We start from the raw sequence: 17,530 nt of genomic DNA, 5'->3' as shown, positions 1-17,530 counted from the left end.
CTTTATCGCCATATGCTATCAAGGTGGTTATTATGCTTTTAGGGAAACTTTGGGGTATTGGCTATGGATGTAAACCTCTATTTTTACGACGAAAATGCTGCTCAGTTGGCTGAGCAGTATGACTCTGTTGATTTTGAGTCTGTACATAGCAGTTGGCGTTCATACTGGCCCCTGTCTGGTAGCCGAGTGTTGGATGTCGGTGCTGGCTCGGGTAGAGACGCTCAGTGGTTTGATTCACATGGCTGCAAGGTTGTCGCTATTGAACCTTCGACAGGTTTACGTCAGCTAGGCCAACAGCGCACTTCGACGATAGTTCACTGGGTTGATGCCCAGCTCCCAGACCTTAGTTCTTTAGCTACTTCATCTTATAGATTCGATCTTATTCTTGTCTCAGCGGTGTGGATGCATATTCCAGTTCCTAAACGCTATCATTCACTTTGTTCTTTGGTGGAACGGTTAGCCGAAAGGGGCAGAATAGTTATTACCTTACGTCATGGTGCCTTCGGTGATGGGCGTACAAGCTATGGCGTCTCTCTTGCTGAGTTAGAACAGATTGCCCAACGATTAGACCTAGTGATTTGCCATGTTGAAGATACTGAAGATGGGTTATCTCGGACAGGTTTGACTTGGCAAACCGTAGTATTAGAAAAAGCATCATCAGTGCAGAAAAAGAGGAAGTAAGCCGTGTCTCTGGAGTTCTATGTTGAAAAGTTTCAGAACCTGAATATGAACAGTGCTGGTGGCAAGAAAAGCCCGCATAAGGTGTGCATGCTGCTGACCGTCATGGACTTAATTCAAGCTGGTCATATCGTGAAGAACAGAATTGAGTTCAATCAAGCAGTGAAAGATCGCTTTAGCCATTACTTTGATAGTTTCGCCCAAGGTAATGATCGTAATACACCAGAGAACCCGTTTTACCATCTTAAAAGTGAAGGCTTTTGGCACCTGAGTTATCACGTTGGCTTTGATGAGACAAACACCAAAAGGTATTCAGCCAAAGCGATAGAGTATGCCTATTTTGACCAAGAGCTGTTTGATTATATGAATAGCTCTATTGTTTCAAATGAGTTGAAAGACGCGCTTGTGGCGAACTTGGCCGATCTTCCATCTTTGTTCCGCCAATGGCTGCTCGATATTGGTAAGTCTGAGAAAACGGCGAAGAACTACGTGGGAGCGATTAGAGGCTCTATCTCTAATTGGCTCGCAGATATAGGCGAACTCGAACAACCACTCACTGAGGTTAAATCATATAAGCAGTTTATTCGTTATGAAGAGCGAGTAAGGCAGTTGGATGAGTTTAAGATTCGGGACTCGCGTGGAAACGGGATGTATAGCGCGGCGTTAAATCACTACCATCAGTTTCTAGCCGATCTGTCTCAGGTTGATGTTAATGCCGATGTTCGTGGTGTTATGAGCGATAAAAAGCTGACAGAAACTGAAAAGACGATCTTGATTAACACTCGATTGGGGCAGGGCCAATTTCGCTCAAAACTGATCGAAATGTGGGGTTGCTGCGCGGTGACGGGCTATCGTAATACACAACTTCTGCTTGCTTCGCACATTAAGCCTTGGCGTAACTCAAACAACCAAGAGAGGCTTGATAAGTATAACGGATTGTTGCTTGTGGCTAACTTAGATAAGGCGTTCGATCTCGGGTTTATATCCTTTGATGATGAAGGCAAGGTGATGATCTCAAAATACCTTGAAGCGCCCGATGTTCTAGGCCTTCGGGAAGGGATGTCGTTTAATATCAGACGAGAGAACAAGCCTTATCTTGGCTACCATCGTGGGGTGTTGTTTAAAGGGTTTTAACTTAGCTCTGCTCTTCTAACAAAAAAGCCAGACATCGCTGTCTGGCTTTTTGTTAATTCTAATCCGCACATCTAACTATCGACGGAAGTTGCGACCACGTGATGATTTTGCTTTGTGCGCTGAGGCCGCTTTCGCTTGTGACTTCAAGATAGACTCAACGGTCAACTCCATTGGCTCTTTCGGTTTTAGGCCATGTGGGAAGGTACGCGCGCGAGGGGGCAAGTCATACTCTTCAGCTGATGCGCGAGGCATACGTTTAAAGCGGTAAAGATAAAAGTTCTCTAGCTTCTCGCGTGCCCATTCGGTTTTCTTTAAGTACTTAACACTGCTAGCAATTGACGGCTTAGTGTTAAAGCAGTTAAAGCGCATCGCCGTATCAAGAATGTCCCAACCATAGAAATCCACCAACTCTTGCAGCATGGTTTCTAGCTTAAGACCGTGCAACGGGTTGTTCTGTTGCAGTTCAATTCTTTCTTCATCAGTCATCATAATAAGCTCCTGGTTTCTACTTACCTAGCTGGTGGTTGGGTGGCTTTCGAGTTCGATAAAACGATGGTCGTTGGCCCGAACAGTAATAGGGGGCGGATACTAGCAGAGTTGGTCATTTTTCCCTAATCATCCGTTGATAAAATACTCCGTATTAAGTATATCGAACAATAAAAAACGCCACCCGTTTAGGTGGCGTCTTAGTTTTGAATAACTTAAGCCTAAGCTTCGATTAACTCAGCTGCTTTCTTCATCGCTTCTTTGGTTGAACACTCAACCACGTTCGCGTTGGCAAAGCGCTGGGCATCTTTGACTTGAATGTCGTGAGCCAAGATAACCAGTTTCGCGTTAGCTACATCTAGGTCGGTAATGCGGTTCTGAATGCCGTTTTGACCTTGAGTTTCTACCTTAATCTTAATGCCTGCTGCTGCGCCTGCTTTCTCTAGTGCTTTCGCTGCCATAAAGGTGTGTGCTACGCCTGATGGGCAACAAGTTACGGCTACTACGTCGTACTCACCTTCGCCTGCTGCTGGAGCCGCTTGAGCTCGTACAGGTGCTGCTTGTTCGATTTCTTGTTCTGATTCTTCAGCGACTGGTTTCCAGAAGCCTACGATAAGAGCAGTCGTTAGCGAGCCTAGCGCAATACCCACCACGTACATTGGGATGTTGCTTGATACAGGCGCCGTGATTAGGCCGCCCCATGGAGCATGTAGTAGAACGTCAGTCAGGAAGCCGAATACACAGCCCACGATACCACCGGCAACGATTGAAGGAAGTACGCGCATTGGGTCGTTTGCAGCAAATGGAATCGCACCTTCAGAGATACCGATAGAACCCATGATTGCTGCTGCTTTACCTGCTTCTTGTTCTTGTTTAGTGAACTTCTTCTTGAATAGGAAGGTTGCAAGCGCCATACCTAGAGGAGGCGTACAGATTGCGATACCAACACCACCCATTAGCCATGGTTGTGTATCAACTTGAGTTTGAGCAAATAGCGTTGCCACTTTGTTGATTGGACCGCCCATATCGAATGCAGTCATGCCACCAAGAATCGCACCTAGAACCACTTTAGACGCGCCAGCCATTGAAGCTAGGAACTCGTTCATAGACGCCATGAACAGTTTGATTGGTTCACCGATACCCCAAAGAACGATACCAGCAGAAACCAGCGTACCGATAAGTGGGTAGATGAAGTAAGCGCCAAGTGCCGTCATGTTGGCTGAAAGTGGGATCTTCTTAAGTTGGAATACCACGCCACCTGCAATGAAACCTGCCACGATACAGCCTAAGAAGCCACCGCCCATATCGGCCATGATGCCAGAAGAGATCATCGCTGGTGCAAGGGCTGGTTTGTCAGCAATTGAGTAACCAATGAAGCCGCCAAGAATGATAGGGAACAACACCAGACCTTTAATTCCGATATTAGAAATATCAGCTAATAAACCGTCCGCAGGAACCGCACCTTTACCTGATGCCATTACCGCTAGTGCCAGAAGTACACCACCCGCAACAATAAATGGAAGCATATGAGAAGTACCGAATAAAAGGTGTCCTTTCATGGTGCCGAGTAGTTTTTTAAAATCGCTATTGTTAGTAGCTTGAGCTGTTAGGGTACTCATAATTACTACGCCTTATGAATTGATTAAAATATTAAGGATTTGTTGTTCGTCTTTCGCGTTTTGGATCTCTTCAATAAACTCTTCGCTGAATTTTCCGAACAGTTCTTGAAGGACATAAATATGATGATCGGCGCCGTTATCTGGTGAAGCGATCATAAAAAATATAGTGGGTTTAATGCCGTCTTCATCCCCATATTCGATGCCTTCACGCTTAACGCCAACGGCGATAGCAGGGTTGGTGACGGCTTGGCTTTTCGCATGTGGGTAAGCAATGCCATCCATAGAGGTAATGCTTAAGGATTCGCGCGTTTCAATATCATCTAAGAACGCGGATTTATTATTAATGCGCTGGTTATCTAGCAGCATCTGAGCAAGCTCTTCAAACACTTCTTTTTTATTATGTGCTTGAAGGTTGCCAGTAATTAAATTGACGTTTGTTAGTTCAGTAATCATCTATTTTTGACTCATTAGTGCTTATGCAATGGAGTCAATTTAATCCTTGCCGCTAAACTCGAAAATAGTAAAAAAAATCCAACTACTAGACTTTTGTATCCGCTAATTTTAAGTGTGATAAGCGTCATTTTTAACCTGTGCGGATGCTCACAAAATAAATTTAAATCAACGGCTTAGATAGAAATAAAAAAGCCCTGCATAAGCAGGGCATTGTGTTAGTGCTGACCTTGGGGGAAGGCAGGAGCACGTTGTTAACTGTATGCGCGAGCGACTCGACCTGCGCAGTCAATGGTGTACTGCTGAGCGAAAGCGGGAATAAACACCGATTGGCCTTTTTCGATGACGCACTGTTCGCCACAAATGTGGGTGAGGGTCATAGCTTCATCGAGTGGCAGCAATATTTCAGCGCCTTGTGTGTCAATTTCTCGCTGCTCGGAGTGTTCAATAATAGCGAACTTAAAATCTTCGACCGGAATTGGGTACTCCAGCATGCCATTGTCTTGAGTAGGCTCTAGCAGCAGGCTATCAATACGTTTTTCATTAAAACGAGTGCAAGAGACCAGCTCTTTCACATCCATGTATTTTGGCGTGAGTCCGGCGCGCAGTACGTTGTCAGAGTTCGCCATGATCTCAAGCCCAGTGCCTTTGATGTACGCGTGAGGCGTTTCGGCATCTAAATACATTGCTTGGCCGGGTTTTAAGGCAATCACGTTAAGGATCAATGGGGCAAACAAGCCAACGTCGCCCGGGTACTGTTCTTCTAGCTCTGTGATGAGGTTAAACAGCGGAGTTGGCGAGAGCTTGGCTTTCATGATCAGCATCATCAGCGCGACTTCTTTTTGCTCACCTTGCAGTGATAACAATCCGGCGAAAAAGCTCGCTAGGCCATTTGGTGTTTGATCGCCCGATAAGTCATTCACCAGTGAGTTAAGCTCAGGAATATCAAGGTAGTTGAAGTGGGCAAGGATCTCGCTAATCGGCCTAAAGCCATTCATCGCCGTATACTGGGTTAACGCGTAGACCAGCTCTGGCTTATGGTTGGCATCTTTGTAGTTGCGGTTACTTGCCGACAGCGGAATGCCTTGCTGCTCTTCGTGTTCAAAACCAAGTTCGGCTTGTTGTTTATTCGGGTGCACTTGGATAGAGAGCGCTTTTTCAGCCGCAAGTACTTTAAACAGATACGGTAGCTCACCAAATCGGCTAGCAATTTTGTCACTTAAGAACAGGCTAAGGTTTTGGCTGATTAGGTTTGAGAGTTTAGTCTGCTCAGTGCCAGTATCGACCATGGAACAACCGTTAGGGTGAGCGCCCATCCAGATCTCGGCTTGTGGTTCACCTGCCGTATTCTCAGTGCCAAACAGTTGAGTAAACGAAGATGGGCTGCCCCATGCGTAGTTTTGAATCACGTTGGTCATCGGGTAAAAAACGCGCTCAAGCAGCGATTCAGTATTGATAGATAGTTCAGACATTGACATCACCATAAAGAGAAAAGTGGCTTGGACGTGTTGCCCAAGCCAATATCAGCAGGAAAGGACTAAGCCGCAGCGGCTGTGTATTTCGCTTTACGAAGGTTCTTTAAGGTGATGCAAGTTAGTGCTGTAACACCAGCACCTGCTGCCATACATAGAAGGGCTAGCAGTGGGTAGTTCATTGCGCCAAGTAGAGCGACAACCGGGCCACCGTGAGCAACGCTGTTAGTGATGCCGAATGAGAACGCCATAACCGCTGCAACCATAGAACCAAGGACATTGGCAGGAATCACCGACATAGGGTCTTGCGCCGCAAATGGAATTGCCCCTTCAGAGATGCCGACTAAGCCCATTGCGCCCGCAGCTTTACCTGCTTCAATTTCAGAAGATTCAAACAGGTCAAACTTGCGGCCAAGTACCGTTGCCAGAGCCATACCTAGTGGAGCAACAGGAATTGCACATGCCATTGCACCCATAAATTGAGTTTGGCCGCTAGCAATCATGCCGACAGAGAATAGGAACGCGACCTTGTTAAATGGACCGCCCATATCAAAGCCTGCCATGCCACCCAATACGATGCCAAGTAGAACTACGTTACCTGTGCTCATGCTGGTTAACATTGCAGTTAGGCCGTCCATTAGGCTTGCGATAGGTGCGCCGATGACAAAGATGAATAGACCTGCGATAAACAAAGAGCCGGTGATTGGCGCAATCATGATTGGCACAAGTGGCTGAATAAATTTGTGGTAGTTGATTGAAGTGATCCACTTAACGAAGTAACCCACTAACAGACCAGCGATGATGGCACCGATAAAGCCAGTACCTGCGTCAGCGCCGTAAAATGAACCGTTGTTGGCAATCCAGCCACCGATTAGACCTGGAGTCAGAGCAGGGCGGTCAGCAATCGCATAGGCGATGTAACCGGCAAGGATTGGGATCATCAGGGTGAAGGCAACCACACCCACTTCTAAGATTTGGTTCCAAAGGCTGCCATCAGGAATCGCCATGCCGGCTTCAGTTGGCTCACCACCGACTGCTAGAGCAAGGGCGATAAGTAAACCACCCGTCACCACGAATGGAATCATGTGTGATACGCCGTTCATTAGGTAACGGTAAAGATCAGAACGTGCTTGAGACGCTTTTTCAGTGACAGATTGAGGAGCGCTGGTGGTTTCAGCTTGGTAAGCCGGAGCATTCAGCGCTTGTGTAATCAAACCTTCAGCATCACGAATCGGTGCTTTTACGTTGGTTTTGATGACTCGTTTACCGGCAAAGCGGGCCATATCAACTTGTTTATCACAGGCGACAACAATCGCATCAGCGCGAGCGATCTCTTCTTCTGTTGGGCTATTTTTCACACCGATTGAACCATTGGTTTCGACTTTGACCTCAAAGCCCATGGCATGTGCGCCTTTCTCTAACGCTTCAGCGGCTAGGTAAGTGTGAGCAACGCCAGCAGGGCAACCAGTCACACCGATGATGAAGCCTTTCATATTTTCTAAAGGCAGGGGCTCTTCTGCTTGTGGTTTTTGTAGCAGCAACTCAAGTGCTTGCTGAGGGGAAGTCGCGTTGATAAAGCTTTCCACAAAGCCATCTTCAATCAGTTTAGAAGAGAGTTCTGCGAGCACTTCGATGTGGTGGTTATCGCCGCCATCAGGAGAAGCGATCATAAAAAACAGTTTTGATGGCTGGCCGTCATCTGCGCCGTATTCGATGCCTGCTTTGTGAATACCAATCACGACTGCAGGTTCAATTACCGCGGCACTTTTTGCGTGCGGGATGGCAATACCATCTTCAAAGCCAGTGTTACCTTCTGCTTCGCGCTTTTGGATATCAGCTAAAAAATCTGCCTTGTTAGAAATTCGACCTTGTTGGTGCAGAACCTCAATCAGCTCTTCAAATACCTCTTGTTTGGAGGTGGCTTGCAGCTCAAGCTTAATTAAATTTTCATTGATCAAGTTGGTGATCATAGTGGACCCCTAATGCGTTTCTTGTTTTGTTAGGGGTATTCTGAAATCTATCAGCAGCGCTCTGTAGTGAAGAAAAAATGCATTTACTGGAGGATTGTTGCGTCCGTTTTAGAGTGTGACTTTGATCGGCTGTAGGGTGCTTATTGGCTTGGTGTTGACAAAGTTGAGTCGCTTTTCGTCCCTTTATCTATATGGGTTACGTCGATTTTGTATGTTGGTTTTATGAGGTGTTTATGTGAATTTGTAACTGGAATTTTATTGCTAAAGCTGGATTTTTGTAACTTAGATCTCGAGTTGTGATTTTGCTCAATAGCGCTATGTTTCACTAAGGAGTATATCTAGGTCATTGGCACTGCAATGTGCGGACTTAGCTTGTAGTTAGAGATGATTCAACATGGTATTTCATGACCTAATCTCGTCAGTACTGAATGAACGAGAGCCTTTTCATAACATCTGGTTTGCCGGAGATTTTCATACGCCTCCGGCGTTTAGCTATCAGGTTAACTTTCCGCGTTTAGAGCTAGTGCTGGATGGGGAATACATCAATGAAATTGAAACCCATGAGCGCAAAGTGACCAGTATTATTGCCAAAGCGGGCGATGCGATCTTTGTTCCGCCTAACTGCTGGAATAAGCCTGACTGGGATACTGACTGCTCGGTGCTGAGTATGTTGTTTGGTCGTAGGCAGCTAGGGCTAAGCTTGGTCAGTAAACGCAAAGGGGAGGCGAGCTTTTATGACATTCAAAAGCACAGTATTCAAACTCGTTCAGGTTTTGCCATTGATAATATTTTAGAGGCCTTGAGCGCACTGGCGCGAGAAAGCAATAAGAAGCCAATGGATGAGCTATTGCTGCAAGCGTTGCTGCAATACAGTAAAACCATGCTTGATGCACCAGTCGAGAAGTCACAAAGCCGCGTTCAGGATCTCTACCAAGGGATTTGTATTTACATTCAAGAGAACTTCCATCGTCAGATCACCCGTGACAGCATCGCGACGCGCTTTAGTATCTCATCTAATCATCTTTCTCGATTGTTTCGTCAGCAAGGGCATATGACGTTGGCTGACTACATTACTTGGGTACGTATTGATCGCGCTAAGTTCATGCTCAAAAAATACAACTTTAAGCTCAATGAAGTGTCGATGCGTTGTGGCTTTAAAGACGTTAACTATTTCTGCCGAGTGTTTAAAAATCGCACAGGAAGAACGCCAACTGAATATCGTGGCTCGGCGTAAAGGTTAGATAAGAAAAACTAGGCAAGACAGCTTCGAGGTTAAGACAATAACTGAGACATGGAGTACATCAGCAGTGCTTGAAGATCGACGCTGCTGCGCGTGAGTTTAAGTCGTTCAGGTAGCTGTTCGCAAAGTAGATTTCGGGTCAGGTTAGTGGCCGCAATGATCTGTTCATGAGTCGGTTTAGCAGGCATCACCAGTGCTATAGCAAGGTGCACATCGCCCATTTGTGAGGCCCAATCAATCGGGGTGTCAGTGGCAATTACCGCGATGGCTATATGGTCGATATCGTCAAACATCACATGAGGTAGGGCGATACCCGGAGTGACGCACGTGGAAGATCGCTCTTCCCTTTTAATAAAGGCGAGCAGGAGTTCATCTGGATGGCCGGGGTGTATCAGTTGAGTCAAACCTTTTAAGCACTCAAATTTGGTTAGTTCGGTGTGGGCCTTGGCATAGTGCCATTTGGTTTCACTCTCAGGGCATAGCTGAGGAAGCCTTTTGGCGAGCTCACTAGAAAACTCATAGTTGATTTGCGAACCAATTAGGGTGTAATGGTCGGCAATCACATCTTTGAGGACAAAACAGGCCAGCTCTGCATCCATGCCTATTGCCGTGATTTGGCACAGATCACCTTGAACCAAACCCACTTGCAGCATTGCCACCGCCTTAGTTAAGTCAGCGCTTCGATTGCGGGTGATGTTAATGATCTTAATCGTACTTTTGAACTTCTTGGCTAAGCGACGCAGCGGCTGGGCGACATGAGCATTTGACTCGCTGCTTTCGACTAAAAAGGTGATCTGATATTCGTTCATAGTTAACGGCTTACGGCAGAGAATCGTTAACGGCAGTGTAGTAGGAACACTTTATCAACATTGACCAAAACGTCTTCGATAGAAACACGAATCGCGTTGCAGCCTTCAAAGCGCGCAGCTTGGTCAATATCAATGTCAGACACAATCAGCACTCTATCTGCCAGTGCGATATCTTGCGGTGAGAGCAGGTTTTCGATACCCATTGCACCTTGTGTTTCGACTTTGATTTGGACCTTATATTTCGGCGCAGCTTTGATAAGAGCATCGGCTGCCATATAGGTATGTGCAATGCCTGTAGGGCAGGCGGTGACAGCGACTATTTTCAAGGTGTTTCTCGGCTTGTTATTTTTTCGGATATTAGCACAGCATAAAACGCTGGTTTTGATTTGGCACCATGATTCGACAGACACATATCACAGTTTGGTATGGGTGTTACAATAATCCAGTTAATGGTGTTTTCGTCCTATATCTAACGCTATGGGCGGTGGTTAATCTATGTTCGAGCGTGAACATTGCAAGGTAAATACAATGGACATTACTAATCTAATTGAGCCCGAGACGATCTGTTTGGATCTTAAGGCCACCACCAAAGCTGACGCGCTCAAAGAGTTAGTTGAATTGCTCGATGCGGCAGGGAAATTAGCCGATAAAGAGCAGTTTTTAGCCGATTTGTGGAAACGTGAAGAGATCGGCAACACTGGCTTCGAAGACGGAGTCGCTATCCCGCATGCGAAAAGTGATGCGGTCACAGAGCCTGCTGTTGCTGTCGGTATCAGCCGCACTGGCATTGATTATGGTGCTGAAGATGGCGAACTGTCGGATGTGTTCTTCATGCTCGCGTCGCCGGATGGTGGCGATCATCACCATATTGAAGTGCTTGCACAGCTCTCAACCAAACTCATCGAAGAAGAATTCATTAGTCAGTTAAAAGCGGCGCAAAGTGTCGAACAGGCGCGAGAACTTTTAACCGATATCCAACAGCCAAGTCACGAGTTCTGGGATGATGAGCCATTGCCTCTGCCAGAACCATTAAGTCCGTGGAAGCTAAAATTAGCCCATATCAAAGAACACTTACTGTTTGGCACCTCGCATATGATCCCTTTTATCGTTGCTGGTGGGGTGCTGCTGTCCCTTTCTGTGATGATTTCTGGCCATGGCGCAGTACCAGAAAGCGGTGTATTAGCTGATATCGCTAAAATGGGCATTGCTGGCCTAACCCTATTTACCGCAGTGCTTGGTGGCTATATTGCTTATTCGATTGCGGATAAGCCAGGACTCGCGCCGGGTATGATTGGCTCTTGGGTTGCGGTAGACCAGTATCACACCGGATTTTTAGGCGCGATCGTGGTCGGGTTCTTCGCGGGCTTTGTGGTGCGGATGCTAAAGAAAATCCAATTGCCAGATAGCATGGCTTCACTCGGTTCCATTTTTATCTATCCATTGGTCGGGACTTTTGCCACTTGCGGTTTGGTGATGTGGTTAATTGGTTCGCCAATATCGGCCGCGATGGCAGGGCTCAATGATTGGCTTACTGGCATGGCGGGGGCAAGTAAAGTGATGCTTGGTACGGTGTTAGGCGCAATGACGGCATTTGATATGGGCGGACCGGTCAACAAAGTGGCGACCCTGTTTGCTCAAACTCAGGTTAATACTCAACCATGGCTAATGGGTGGTGTGGGTATCGCGATTTGTACCCCGCCACTTGGATTAGCATTAGCGACTTTCTTATCACCGAAGAAATTTAAACGTGACGAGCGTGAAGCAGGCAAAGCGGCTGGCATTATGGGCATGATTGGTATCAGTGAAGGGGCGATCCCATTTGCAGCGGCTGATCCAGCGCGGGTATTACCGGCGATTGTGCTTGGCGGTATTGTCGGCAACGTGATTGGCTTTACGTTCCATGTGCTTAACCATGCGCCTTGGGGCGGCTGGATTGTGCTTCCGGTCGTCGATGGCAAACTCGGCTATATCGTTGGCACATTAGCAGGCGCATTGACCACGGCGCTGATTGTTATCTTGCTCAAGAAAAATGTTCTCGATGAAGAAGAAGAGGCTGCATTGGTTCGCGCATATCATGCTATAGATGGGGAGGGTGAGGCCGAGATCTTAGCTGTCACTTCTTGCCCATCTGGTGTGGCGCATACTTTCTTAGCCGCCAAGTCGTTAGAGAAAGCCGCTTATACCATGGGGCTTAAAATTAAAGTCGAAACCCAAGGAGCCAATGGCATTAATAATCGGATTACCGACAAAGATATTAAGAACGCGCGAATGGTGATTTTAGCTCATGATGTCGCGATCAAAGAGCCGGAGCGTTTTAAAGGAATGAAGAAAGTCGAAGTTCCGACCCGTGATGCAATATTAAATGCGCGCGGCTTACTCTATAGTCGCCGCTAACGCTGAATAAAATACCGAACCCTTAAGTCATATCGTCCTCCGACTACTAATGTTATGTGCTCCGCTAATTCGGCGGAGCTTTTTTGTCCCTTTGCTAGTTGTCTGAAAACTCGCTGGCAATCTTAATAAACAGTTTCTCTTGAGCGACAAAAGCTTCAATCACTTCTGGATCAAAATGCTGCCCATTACCTTCTAAAATGATGTGTTTGGCTTTGTTGTGGCTCATTGGGTCTTTGTATACGCGCTTACAGATTAGGGCGTCATAAACATCAGCGACGGCCATCAAGCGTGCACTAATTGGAATCTGCTCTCCTGAGTAACCATTTGGGTAGCCCGAGCCATCCCATTTCTCGTGGTGACCGTAAGCAATCTCTTTGGCAACATCAATTAGGTCATTGTGCGCCCCAGAAAGCTGCTCAGCTCGCTCCAGTGCCTGGAAACCTAAGGTAGTGTGCGATTTCATTATCTCAAACTCTTCCTCTGTCAGTTTACCGGGTTTGAGTAAGATTGAATCAATAATACCGACCTTCCCGATATCGTGCAGTGGCGCAGCTTTGAAGTAGGTATCGATCATTTTTGGGGTCAGCTCAGCGCTGTATTTATCTTTACTAGCAAGGTACTCCGCCAGCAACTTTACGTAGTGCTGAGTACGCAAAATGTGGTTGCCGGTTTCTGGATCTCGAGTTTCAGCTAGGCTTGCCAACGCAAAAACAACGACATCTTGCATACGGTCCAGTTCACTCGAACGCTTAAGAACTTCTTTCTCCAAGTAGCCATTTTGGTCGCGCAGGAAATCCTTGGAGCGTTTGTTTTGCAGGTGTGTTTTTACTCGAGAGCGTAGCAAAGGAATACTGACGGGCTTGTGTATGTAGTCTGCAGCTCCTAGCTCAAACCCCAATTTTTCGTCTTCTTGAGAGTCCTTCCCGGTTAAAAAGACAACAGGAATATGACGTGTTTTGGAGTTGTTGGTCACGTAACGAATCACATCGTATCCAGACATTTCTGGCATCACGACATCCAGTAGGATCAAGTCAATATCAAACTGTTCGAGAATATGCAGTGCCATCTCACCGGATTTAGCGGCTTTGATTTGATAACGCCCAGCAAGCCCCTGAGCCATAAAGGCGAGATTATCTGCAGAATCATCGATTAGAAGAACGGTGCAATCATCTAATTTTTCAATCGGCATCGCGTGATTTCATCCAAAGTTTTCCGGCAGTTTGTTGACTACTAACTAAACTATAGACAAGTAATTCCGAAAATCATTTTAACTATTACGTATTAGAAGAAATCGATGCCCTCAATTCGAACGCTTTTCACTGTGTTGTTTTTGGCGATGGGACTTTGCTCACTCGCTATGTTTGGTGTTTCACTGAAACTTTCTGACTTACATGTCAAAAGTGGTGAGCATCAGAAACAGCTATTTGTGTTTTATCGCTTGTCCCATGAACTCAAACAGAGCTCAGATAACCTAACCAAATTTGCTCGTGCATACAGTGTGACCGGAGATGAGCATTGGGAAAAGTTGTTTAATAGAGTCTTAAAAGTTCGCTCAGGTCAAGCTCCAATACCGGAAGGAAACGAGTATGAGTATTGGGATGTAGTTTCAAATTCTGATTTGGATGCACTCCCGCTTACTGTCGGTAGCAGCACACCGCTACTAGAGCGGATTCGGCAGTCAGGGATAAGTTCGATCGAGTTTTTTGAACTGAAGAATGCGTTGGCACTATCTGATGCTTTAGTTCAGTTGGAGCGTGATGCCTTTCTAGCGATTAAAGGATATCGGCAGGAGGAGAATGGTAATCTCATTGATATGGGGCAAGCTGATCTAAAAACCGCGCAATCTCTTTTATATGGGGAACGATACTTTTCCGAGAAAGAGAAAATCATGAAGGCGATTGCTACAGCAAATCAATCGATTTTAAGTAGAATTCAAGGTGAAATCTCTCTATCAGAGGGGCAAGTTCGTCGTTATGAAGCATTGAATCGCGGAATTCTGATGGTGTTATTATTGTCCATTTCGCTCTCATTTACCTTGCTTTGGAGAATGTATATCTGCCCTTTGAGTCAATTACTAAGAACCGTTGTTGGCCAAGTTAAGCAGCAAGATTACGCATTTACTATTACTCAAACTGCTTATGCCGAGCTACAAAAGTTCATTGATAGCTTAAACGTCGTCTTTCATCACATCTCCGAACAGCTTAATCACAATACCTTAGTTAAAGATTTCAATATTGTGCTACGCACTAGCCAGTCGACTCAAACGCTAGCAAGAGAAGTTACCCAATTTTTGCTTCATCAGTTCCCACTGCAAATTATCGCTGTGTATATCTACCGAGAGGATAAACTGGAAAGAATCGCGGGCGTTGGGTTTGGGGATGACAGTACCAGTTCGATTCAAGACCCCTCATCAACGGAGATCAGCGTCTTGCTCTCAGGTAAACCTTTCACTATGAGAGATCTCAAGGGTAAATATTCAATGCTGGTTAATGGCGCATCATTAGAGCTGAATGAAATCTATTACTTCCCTTTGTGCGTAAACAATAAGCCAGTCGCTTTGCTTGAACTAGGCACAATTGAACACCTCAGCCAACAGCAATATCAGTGGTTAGTGCAGATGTTAGACGATCTGTCTGTCAGCATTCAATTGAGCCAAAATGTGGAGCTGCAGCGTAAAGCAGAGCAAAAAGTCCTTGAGCAATCTCAGCTTAATCAAGAGGTTCTGAATGCAACCCCCAACCCTATGTACTGTCTGTCACCCGACGGGTATTACTTGACCGTTAATGCGAAGTTTTGCGAGATGCTAGGTCTACCCATGAAGGAGATTGTAGGTAGGACGCCTAGTGACGTATTTAGTGCAAGCACCGGTCAAGTGTTTACTACGGTTCATCAAGAGTTAAGCCAATCGCGGGGCAGCAGAAACTATGAGCTTTCTCTGTGCGATGCAGATAAGCAAAACAAAGAGATGCTGGTCTATGAAGCCTCTTTTGGTAATGGTGATGGGGTTGTCTCTGGCATTGTTGGTATCTTGCTTGATCTCACTGAACGAAAACAGTTTGAGAATGAACTGCGTGAAGCTAAAGAGTTAGCTGATGCGATGAGCCAAGCCAAAGGGGATTTCTTGGCCAATATGAGTCATGAGATACGTACACCAATGAACGCTATTCTTGGCATGGCGCATTTGGCATTGAACACAGAGCTTGATCCGACACAGAAAAAATATCTATCTCGGATTAATGAGTCAGCGAAAAACCTACTTGGGATTATCAATGACATTCTAGATTTTTCTAAAATTGAGGCGGGTAAGCTCTCTGTTGAATCGATAGATTTTAATTTGGATGAAGTCTTCGATAATTTGACCAATGTGATTTCTTATAAAGCCAATGAAAAAGGGGTGGAGTTCTTATTAGATATTGATCCGAAAGTGCCAATTGGCTTGATAGGGGATCCGCTGAGAATCGGCCAAGTGCTAGTCAATCTCTGTGGAAATGCAGTCAAATTTACCGAAAATGGTGAGATCGTTGTATCAGCGTGTGTTGAGGAACAAAACAACGATCAAGCAACGATCCGTTTCTCGGTCAAAGACAGCGGTATTGGCATTGCGAAAGAGAAAATAGCACATCTATTCCAAGCATTTTCACAGGTTGACAGCAGTATAACGCGTCAGTTTGGTGGTACAGGGCTAGGGCTGAGCATCAGCAAGCAATTGGTTGAGTTAATGGGCGGTAAGCTGGTTGTAAATAGTACCGAAGGGCAAGGCTCGGAATTCAGTTTTACCATCCAGTGTCGACTTCAAGAAGCCAAAATGCGTGATATTTCTGAGCCAATTAGTGCACTGTCAGGCAAGCGTGCTCTGATTGTTGACGATAATGATTCCGCACGAAGTATTTTACTGACGTTGTTAAATGCCATGCATTTTGATGCATCAGCGGTGAGCAATGGTTATGAAGCGCTTGATGAGCTAAAAAACAGTAGCTTTGATCTACTGTTTGTCGATTGGAGTATGCCAGGTATGAGTGGGCTTGAGCTGTTACAAAACGCTCAAGATCAGCAACTCATTCCCGATTGTAAAACCTTTCTAGTGACCGCATATGGACGTGAGTTGTCTTTGGTAGAAGCGAGCAGTAAGTTAATTGATGCTTTGATTGTCAAGCCAGTGAATCCTTCCAACTTACTCGATGCGATTATGGACAGTTTTGGCATTGAACATGTGTCAAGTAAGCCCGTGGTTTCAGAGAATGCACGTCCACGTTTCACCCATCAAAAGGTATTGTTGGTTGAAGATAACGAAATTAACCAAGAAGTGGCGCTTGGCTTACTCGATGGGATAAATTTGGATGTATTGGTTGCTAATAATGGCCAACAAGCCATAGAAATGCTCCAACGACATGAAGTCCACCTGGTGTTGATGGATATGCAGATGCCAGTGATGGACGGTGTCACCGCAACTCGAGAGATTAGAAAGCAGCCGCAATGGCAACCACTCCCAATCATCGCCATGACAGCCAATGCGATGCAAAGTGATGTTGATGTGTGTCTAGAGGCTGGTATGAATGGCCATATTGCTAAACCGATTAACGTCACTAACCTTTATTCCACCTTGCAACAATATCTACCGATTGAAGATCAAACGGTTGCCACCAAACATCAACTTTCCTCAGTCATTAACAAACAAGTTAACGACGATTATCCGCACTTAACTGGCGTTGATGTTGAGCAGGCTATTTTTGACACCGGTGGCAATCCTGACTCTTACTTTTCAATATTAGAGCGCTTTTTAGACGCGCAAAAATTCGATAGCTTCTCTTTGCAAGAAATCATTGACAAAGAGGATTGGGAAGGGGCCGAGCGCGTGGCCCATACCTTAAAAGGAGCATCGGCTAATCTGGGAATTATGGATTTGACCGAATTATCCGTTCAGATTGAAAAGCAAGTACAAGCTAAGGATAAAAAACGGGCCATTGAACTCGCCCAACAAGCGCATAACACTGTCAAACAATTAAGAAAACAGATGCAAGCTTGGCGTGCATTGCAAGCGCCTGCTAAAGATGTGTCATGTGATGAACTTCAAGAGCTTTACTTACGCCTAGTTGAAAAAGTAGAAAACTACGATGTGGCGGCATTAGAAGTTATCAATCAAGTGAAGCATTGTGATTTGTGGACTGAGGAAGAGAAAAACAAATTGATCGAACTGATAGAAAACTTTGAGTTTGAACAAGCGAAAGAACTACTGGATAAGTTACCTCAGCCTGAATGAAGCTGAATACTAAGTAACAAA

13 protein-coding genes are annotated in these 17,530 nt (G+C 45.6%); 5 read left to right on the top strand and 8 right to left on the bottom strand.

Features of this window, described 5'->3' with window-relative positions; all coding sequences use genetic code 11:
* The first annotated feature begins 63 nt into the window (after positions 1 to 63).
* Both ACU01J_RS06735 and ACU01J_RS06730 read left to right on the top strand, forming a co-directional pair.
* Positions 64 to 681: a class I SAM-dependent methyltransferase gene (locus tag ACU01J_RS06735; RefSeq protein ID WP_481084976.1), complete on the top strand. Its 618-nt coding sequence runs from the start codon at positions 64 to 66 to the stop codon at positions 679 to 681.
* Positions 682 to 684: 3 nt separating this feature from the next.
* Entirely contained in the window at positions 685 to 1,812 is a 1,128-nt protein-coding gene (locus ACU01J_RS06730) for an HNH endonuclease (RefSeq protein WP_481084975.1), read from the top strand.
* A 75-nt stretch (positions 1,813 to 1,887) separates the two neighbouring features.
* On the opposite strand, the gene ACU01J_RS06725 is transcribed toward ACU01J_RS06730, so the two are convergent.
* From ACU01J_RS06725 to ACU01J_RS06705, 5 genes are all read right to left on the bottom strand, one after another.
* Entirely contained in the window at positions 1,888 to 2,301 is a 414-nt protein-coding gene (locus tag ACU01J_RS06725) for a VF530 family protein (RefSeq protein WP_134834438.1), read from the bottom strand.
* Between the two features lie 218 nt (positions 2,302 to 2,519).
* A complete protein-coding gene (locus tag ACU01J_RS06720; RefSeq protein ID WP_481084974.1) occupies positions 2,520 to 3,917 on the bottom strand; it encodes a PTS fructose transporter subunit IIBC in 1,398 nt (465 codons plus the stop codon).
* Between the two features lie 12 nt (positions 3,918 to 3,929).
* Complete coding sequence (locus ACU01J_RS06715) at positions 3,930 to 4,370, bottom strand: PTS sugar transporter subunit IIA (protein WP_481084973.1); 441 nt, start codon at positions 4,368 to 4,370, stop codon at positions 3,930 to 3,932.
* 251 nt (positions 4,371 to 4,621) lie between these two features.
* Positions 4,622 to 5,839, bottom strand: coding sequence for a mannose-6-phosphate isomerase, class I (gene manA, locus ACU01J_RS06710; RefSeq protein ID WP_481084972.1), 1,218 nt, complete (start codon positions 5,837 to 5,839; stop codon positions 4,622 to 4,624).
* Between the two features lie 65 nt (positions 5,840 to 5,904).
* Positions 5,905 to 7,809 carry a PTS fructose transporter subunit IIABC gene (locus ACU01J_RS06705; protein WP_481084971.1) on the bottom strand — a complete coding sequence of 635 codons (1,905 nt, stop codon included), beginning with the start codon at positions 7,807 to 7,809 and terminating at the stop codon, positions 5,905 to 5,907.
* 394 nt (positions 7,810 to 8,203) lie between these two features.
* On the opposite strand from ACU01J_RS06705, the gene ACU01J_RS06700 reads away from it, so the two are divergent.
* On the top strand, positions 8,204 to 9,043 hold the full coding sequence (locus ACU01J_RS06700; protein WP_481084970.1) for a helix-turn-helix transcriptional regulator: 840 nt from the start codon (positions 8,204 to 8,206) through the stop codon (positions 9,041 to 9,043).
* Positions 9,044 to 9,081: 38 nt separating this feature from the next.
* Here ACU01J_RS06700 and ACU01J_RS06695 read toward each other — a convergent pair whose 3' ends face one another.
* Positions 9,082 to 9,858, bottom strand: coding sequence for a PTS sugar transporter subunit IIA (locus ACU01J_RS06695; RefSeq protein ID WP_481084969.1), 777 nt, complete (start codon positions 9,856 to 9,858; stop codon positions 9,082 to 9,084).
* Between the two features lie 26 nt (positions 9,859 to 9,884).
* Entirely contained in the window at positions 9,885 to 10,184 is a 300-nt protein-coding gene (locus ACU01J_RS06690; RefSeq protein ID WP_053438548.1) for a PTS fructose transporter subunit IIB, read from the bottom strand.
* A 202-nt stretch (positions 10,185 to 10,386) separates the two neighbouring features.
* On the opposite strand from ACU01J_RS06690, the gene ACU01J_RS06685 reads away from it, so the two are divergent.
* The gene (locus ACU01J_RS06685; protein ID WP_481084968.1) at positions 10,387 to 12,252 is read left to right on the top strand and encodes a fructose-specific PTS transporter subunit EIIC; all 1,866 of its coding nucleotides are present in this window, start codon (positions 10,387 to 10,389) and stop codon (positions 12,250 to 12,252) included.
* Between the two features lie 94 nt (positions 12,253 to 12,346).
* Here ACU01J_RS06685 and ACU01J_RS06680 read toward each other — a convergent pair whose 3' ends face one another.
* Positions 12,347 to 13,441, bottom strand: coding sequence for an HD-GYP domain-containing protein (locus ACU01J_RS06680; RefSeq protein ID WP_481084967.1), 1,095 nt, complete (start codon positions 13,439 to 13,441; stop codon positions 12,347 to 12,349).
* A 105-nt stretch (positions 13,442 to 13,546) separates the two neighbouring features.
* Here ACU01J_RS06680 and ACU01J_RS06675 point away from each other — a divergent pair, with 105 nt between their 5' ends.
* A complete protein-coding gene (locus tag ACU01J_RS06675) occupies positions 13,547 to 17,509 on the top strand; it encodes a PAS domain-containing hybrid sensor histidine kinase/response regulator (protein WP_481084966.1) in 3,963 nt (1,320 codons plus the stop codon).
* Positions 17,510 to 17,530 lie beyond the last annotated feature (21 nt).

The sequence above is a fragment of the Vibrio sp. 2433-A1 genome, assembly GCF_056726085.1.
This window is presented reverse-complemented; position numbering and strand designations above follow the sequence as displayed.

Bases quoted from the DNA above. Each gene is read 5' to 3' on its own strand.
- ACU01J_RS06705 (WP_481084971.1), bottom strand. From the start codon at position 7,809: ATGATCACCAACTTGATCAATGAAAATTTAATTAAGCTTGAGCTGCAA.
- manA (WP_481084972.1), bottom strand. From the start codon at position 5,839: ATGTCTGAACTATCTATCAATACTGAATCGCTGCTTGAGCGCGTTTTT.
- ACU01J_RS06695 (WP_481084969.1), bottom strand. From the start codon at position 9,858: ATGAACGAATATCAGATCACCTTTTTAGTCGAAAGCAGCGAGTCAAAT.
- ACU01J_RS06735 (WP_481084976.1), top strand. From the start codon at position 64: ATGGATGTAAACCTCTATTTTTACGACGAAAATGCTGCTCAGTTGGCT.
- ACU01J_RS06685 (WP_481084968.1), top strand. From the start codon at position 10,387: ATGGACATTACTAATCTAATTGAGCCCGAGACGATCTGTTTGGATCTT.
- ACU01J_RS06700 (WP_481084970.1), top strand. From the start codon at position 8,204: ATGGTATTTCATGACCTAATCTCGTCAGTACTGAATGAACGAGAGCCT.
- ACU01J_RS06675 (WP_481084966.1), top strand. From the start codon at position 13,547: ATGCCCTCAATTCGAACGCTTTTCACTGTGTTGTTTTTGGCGATGGGA.
- ACU01J_RS06715 (WP_481084973.1), bottom strand. From the start codon at position 4,370: ATGATTACTGAACTAACAAACGTCAATTTAATTACTGGCAACCTTCAA.
- ACU01J_RS06725 (WP_134834438.1), bottom strand. From the start codon at position 2,301: ATGATGACTGATGAAGAAAGAATTGAACTGCAACAGAACAACCCGTTG.
- ACU01J_RS06680 (WP_481084967.1), bottom strand. From the start codon at position 13,441: ATGCCGATTGAAAAATTAGATGATTGCACCGTTCTTCTAATCGATGAT.
- ACU01J_RS06720 (WP_481084974.1), bottom strand. From the start codon at position 3,917: ATGAGTACCCTAACAGCTCAAGCTACTAACAATAGCGATTTTAAAAAA.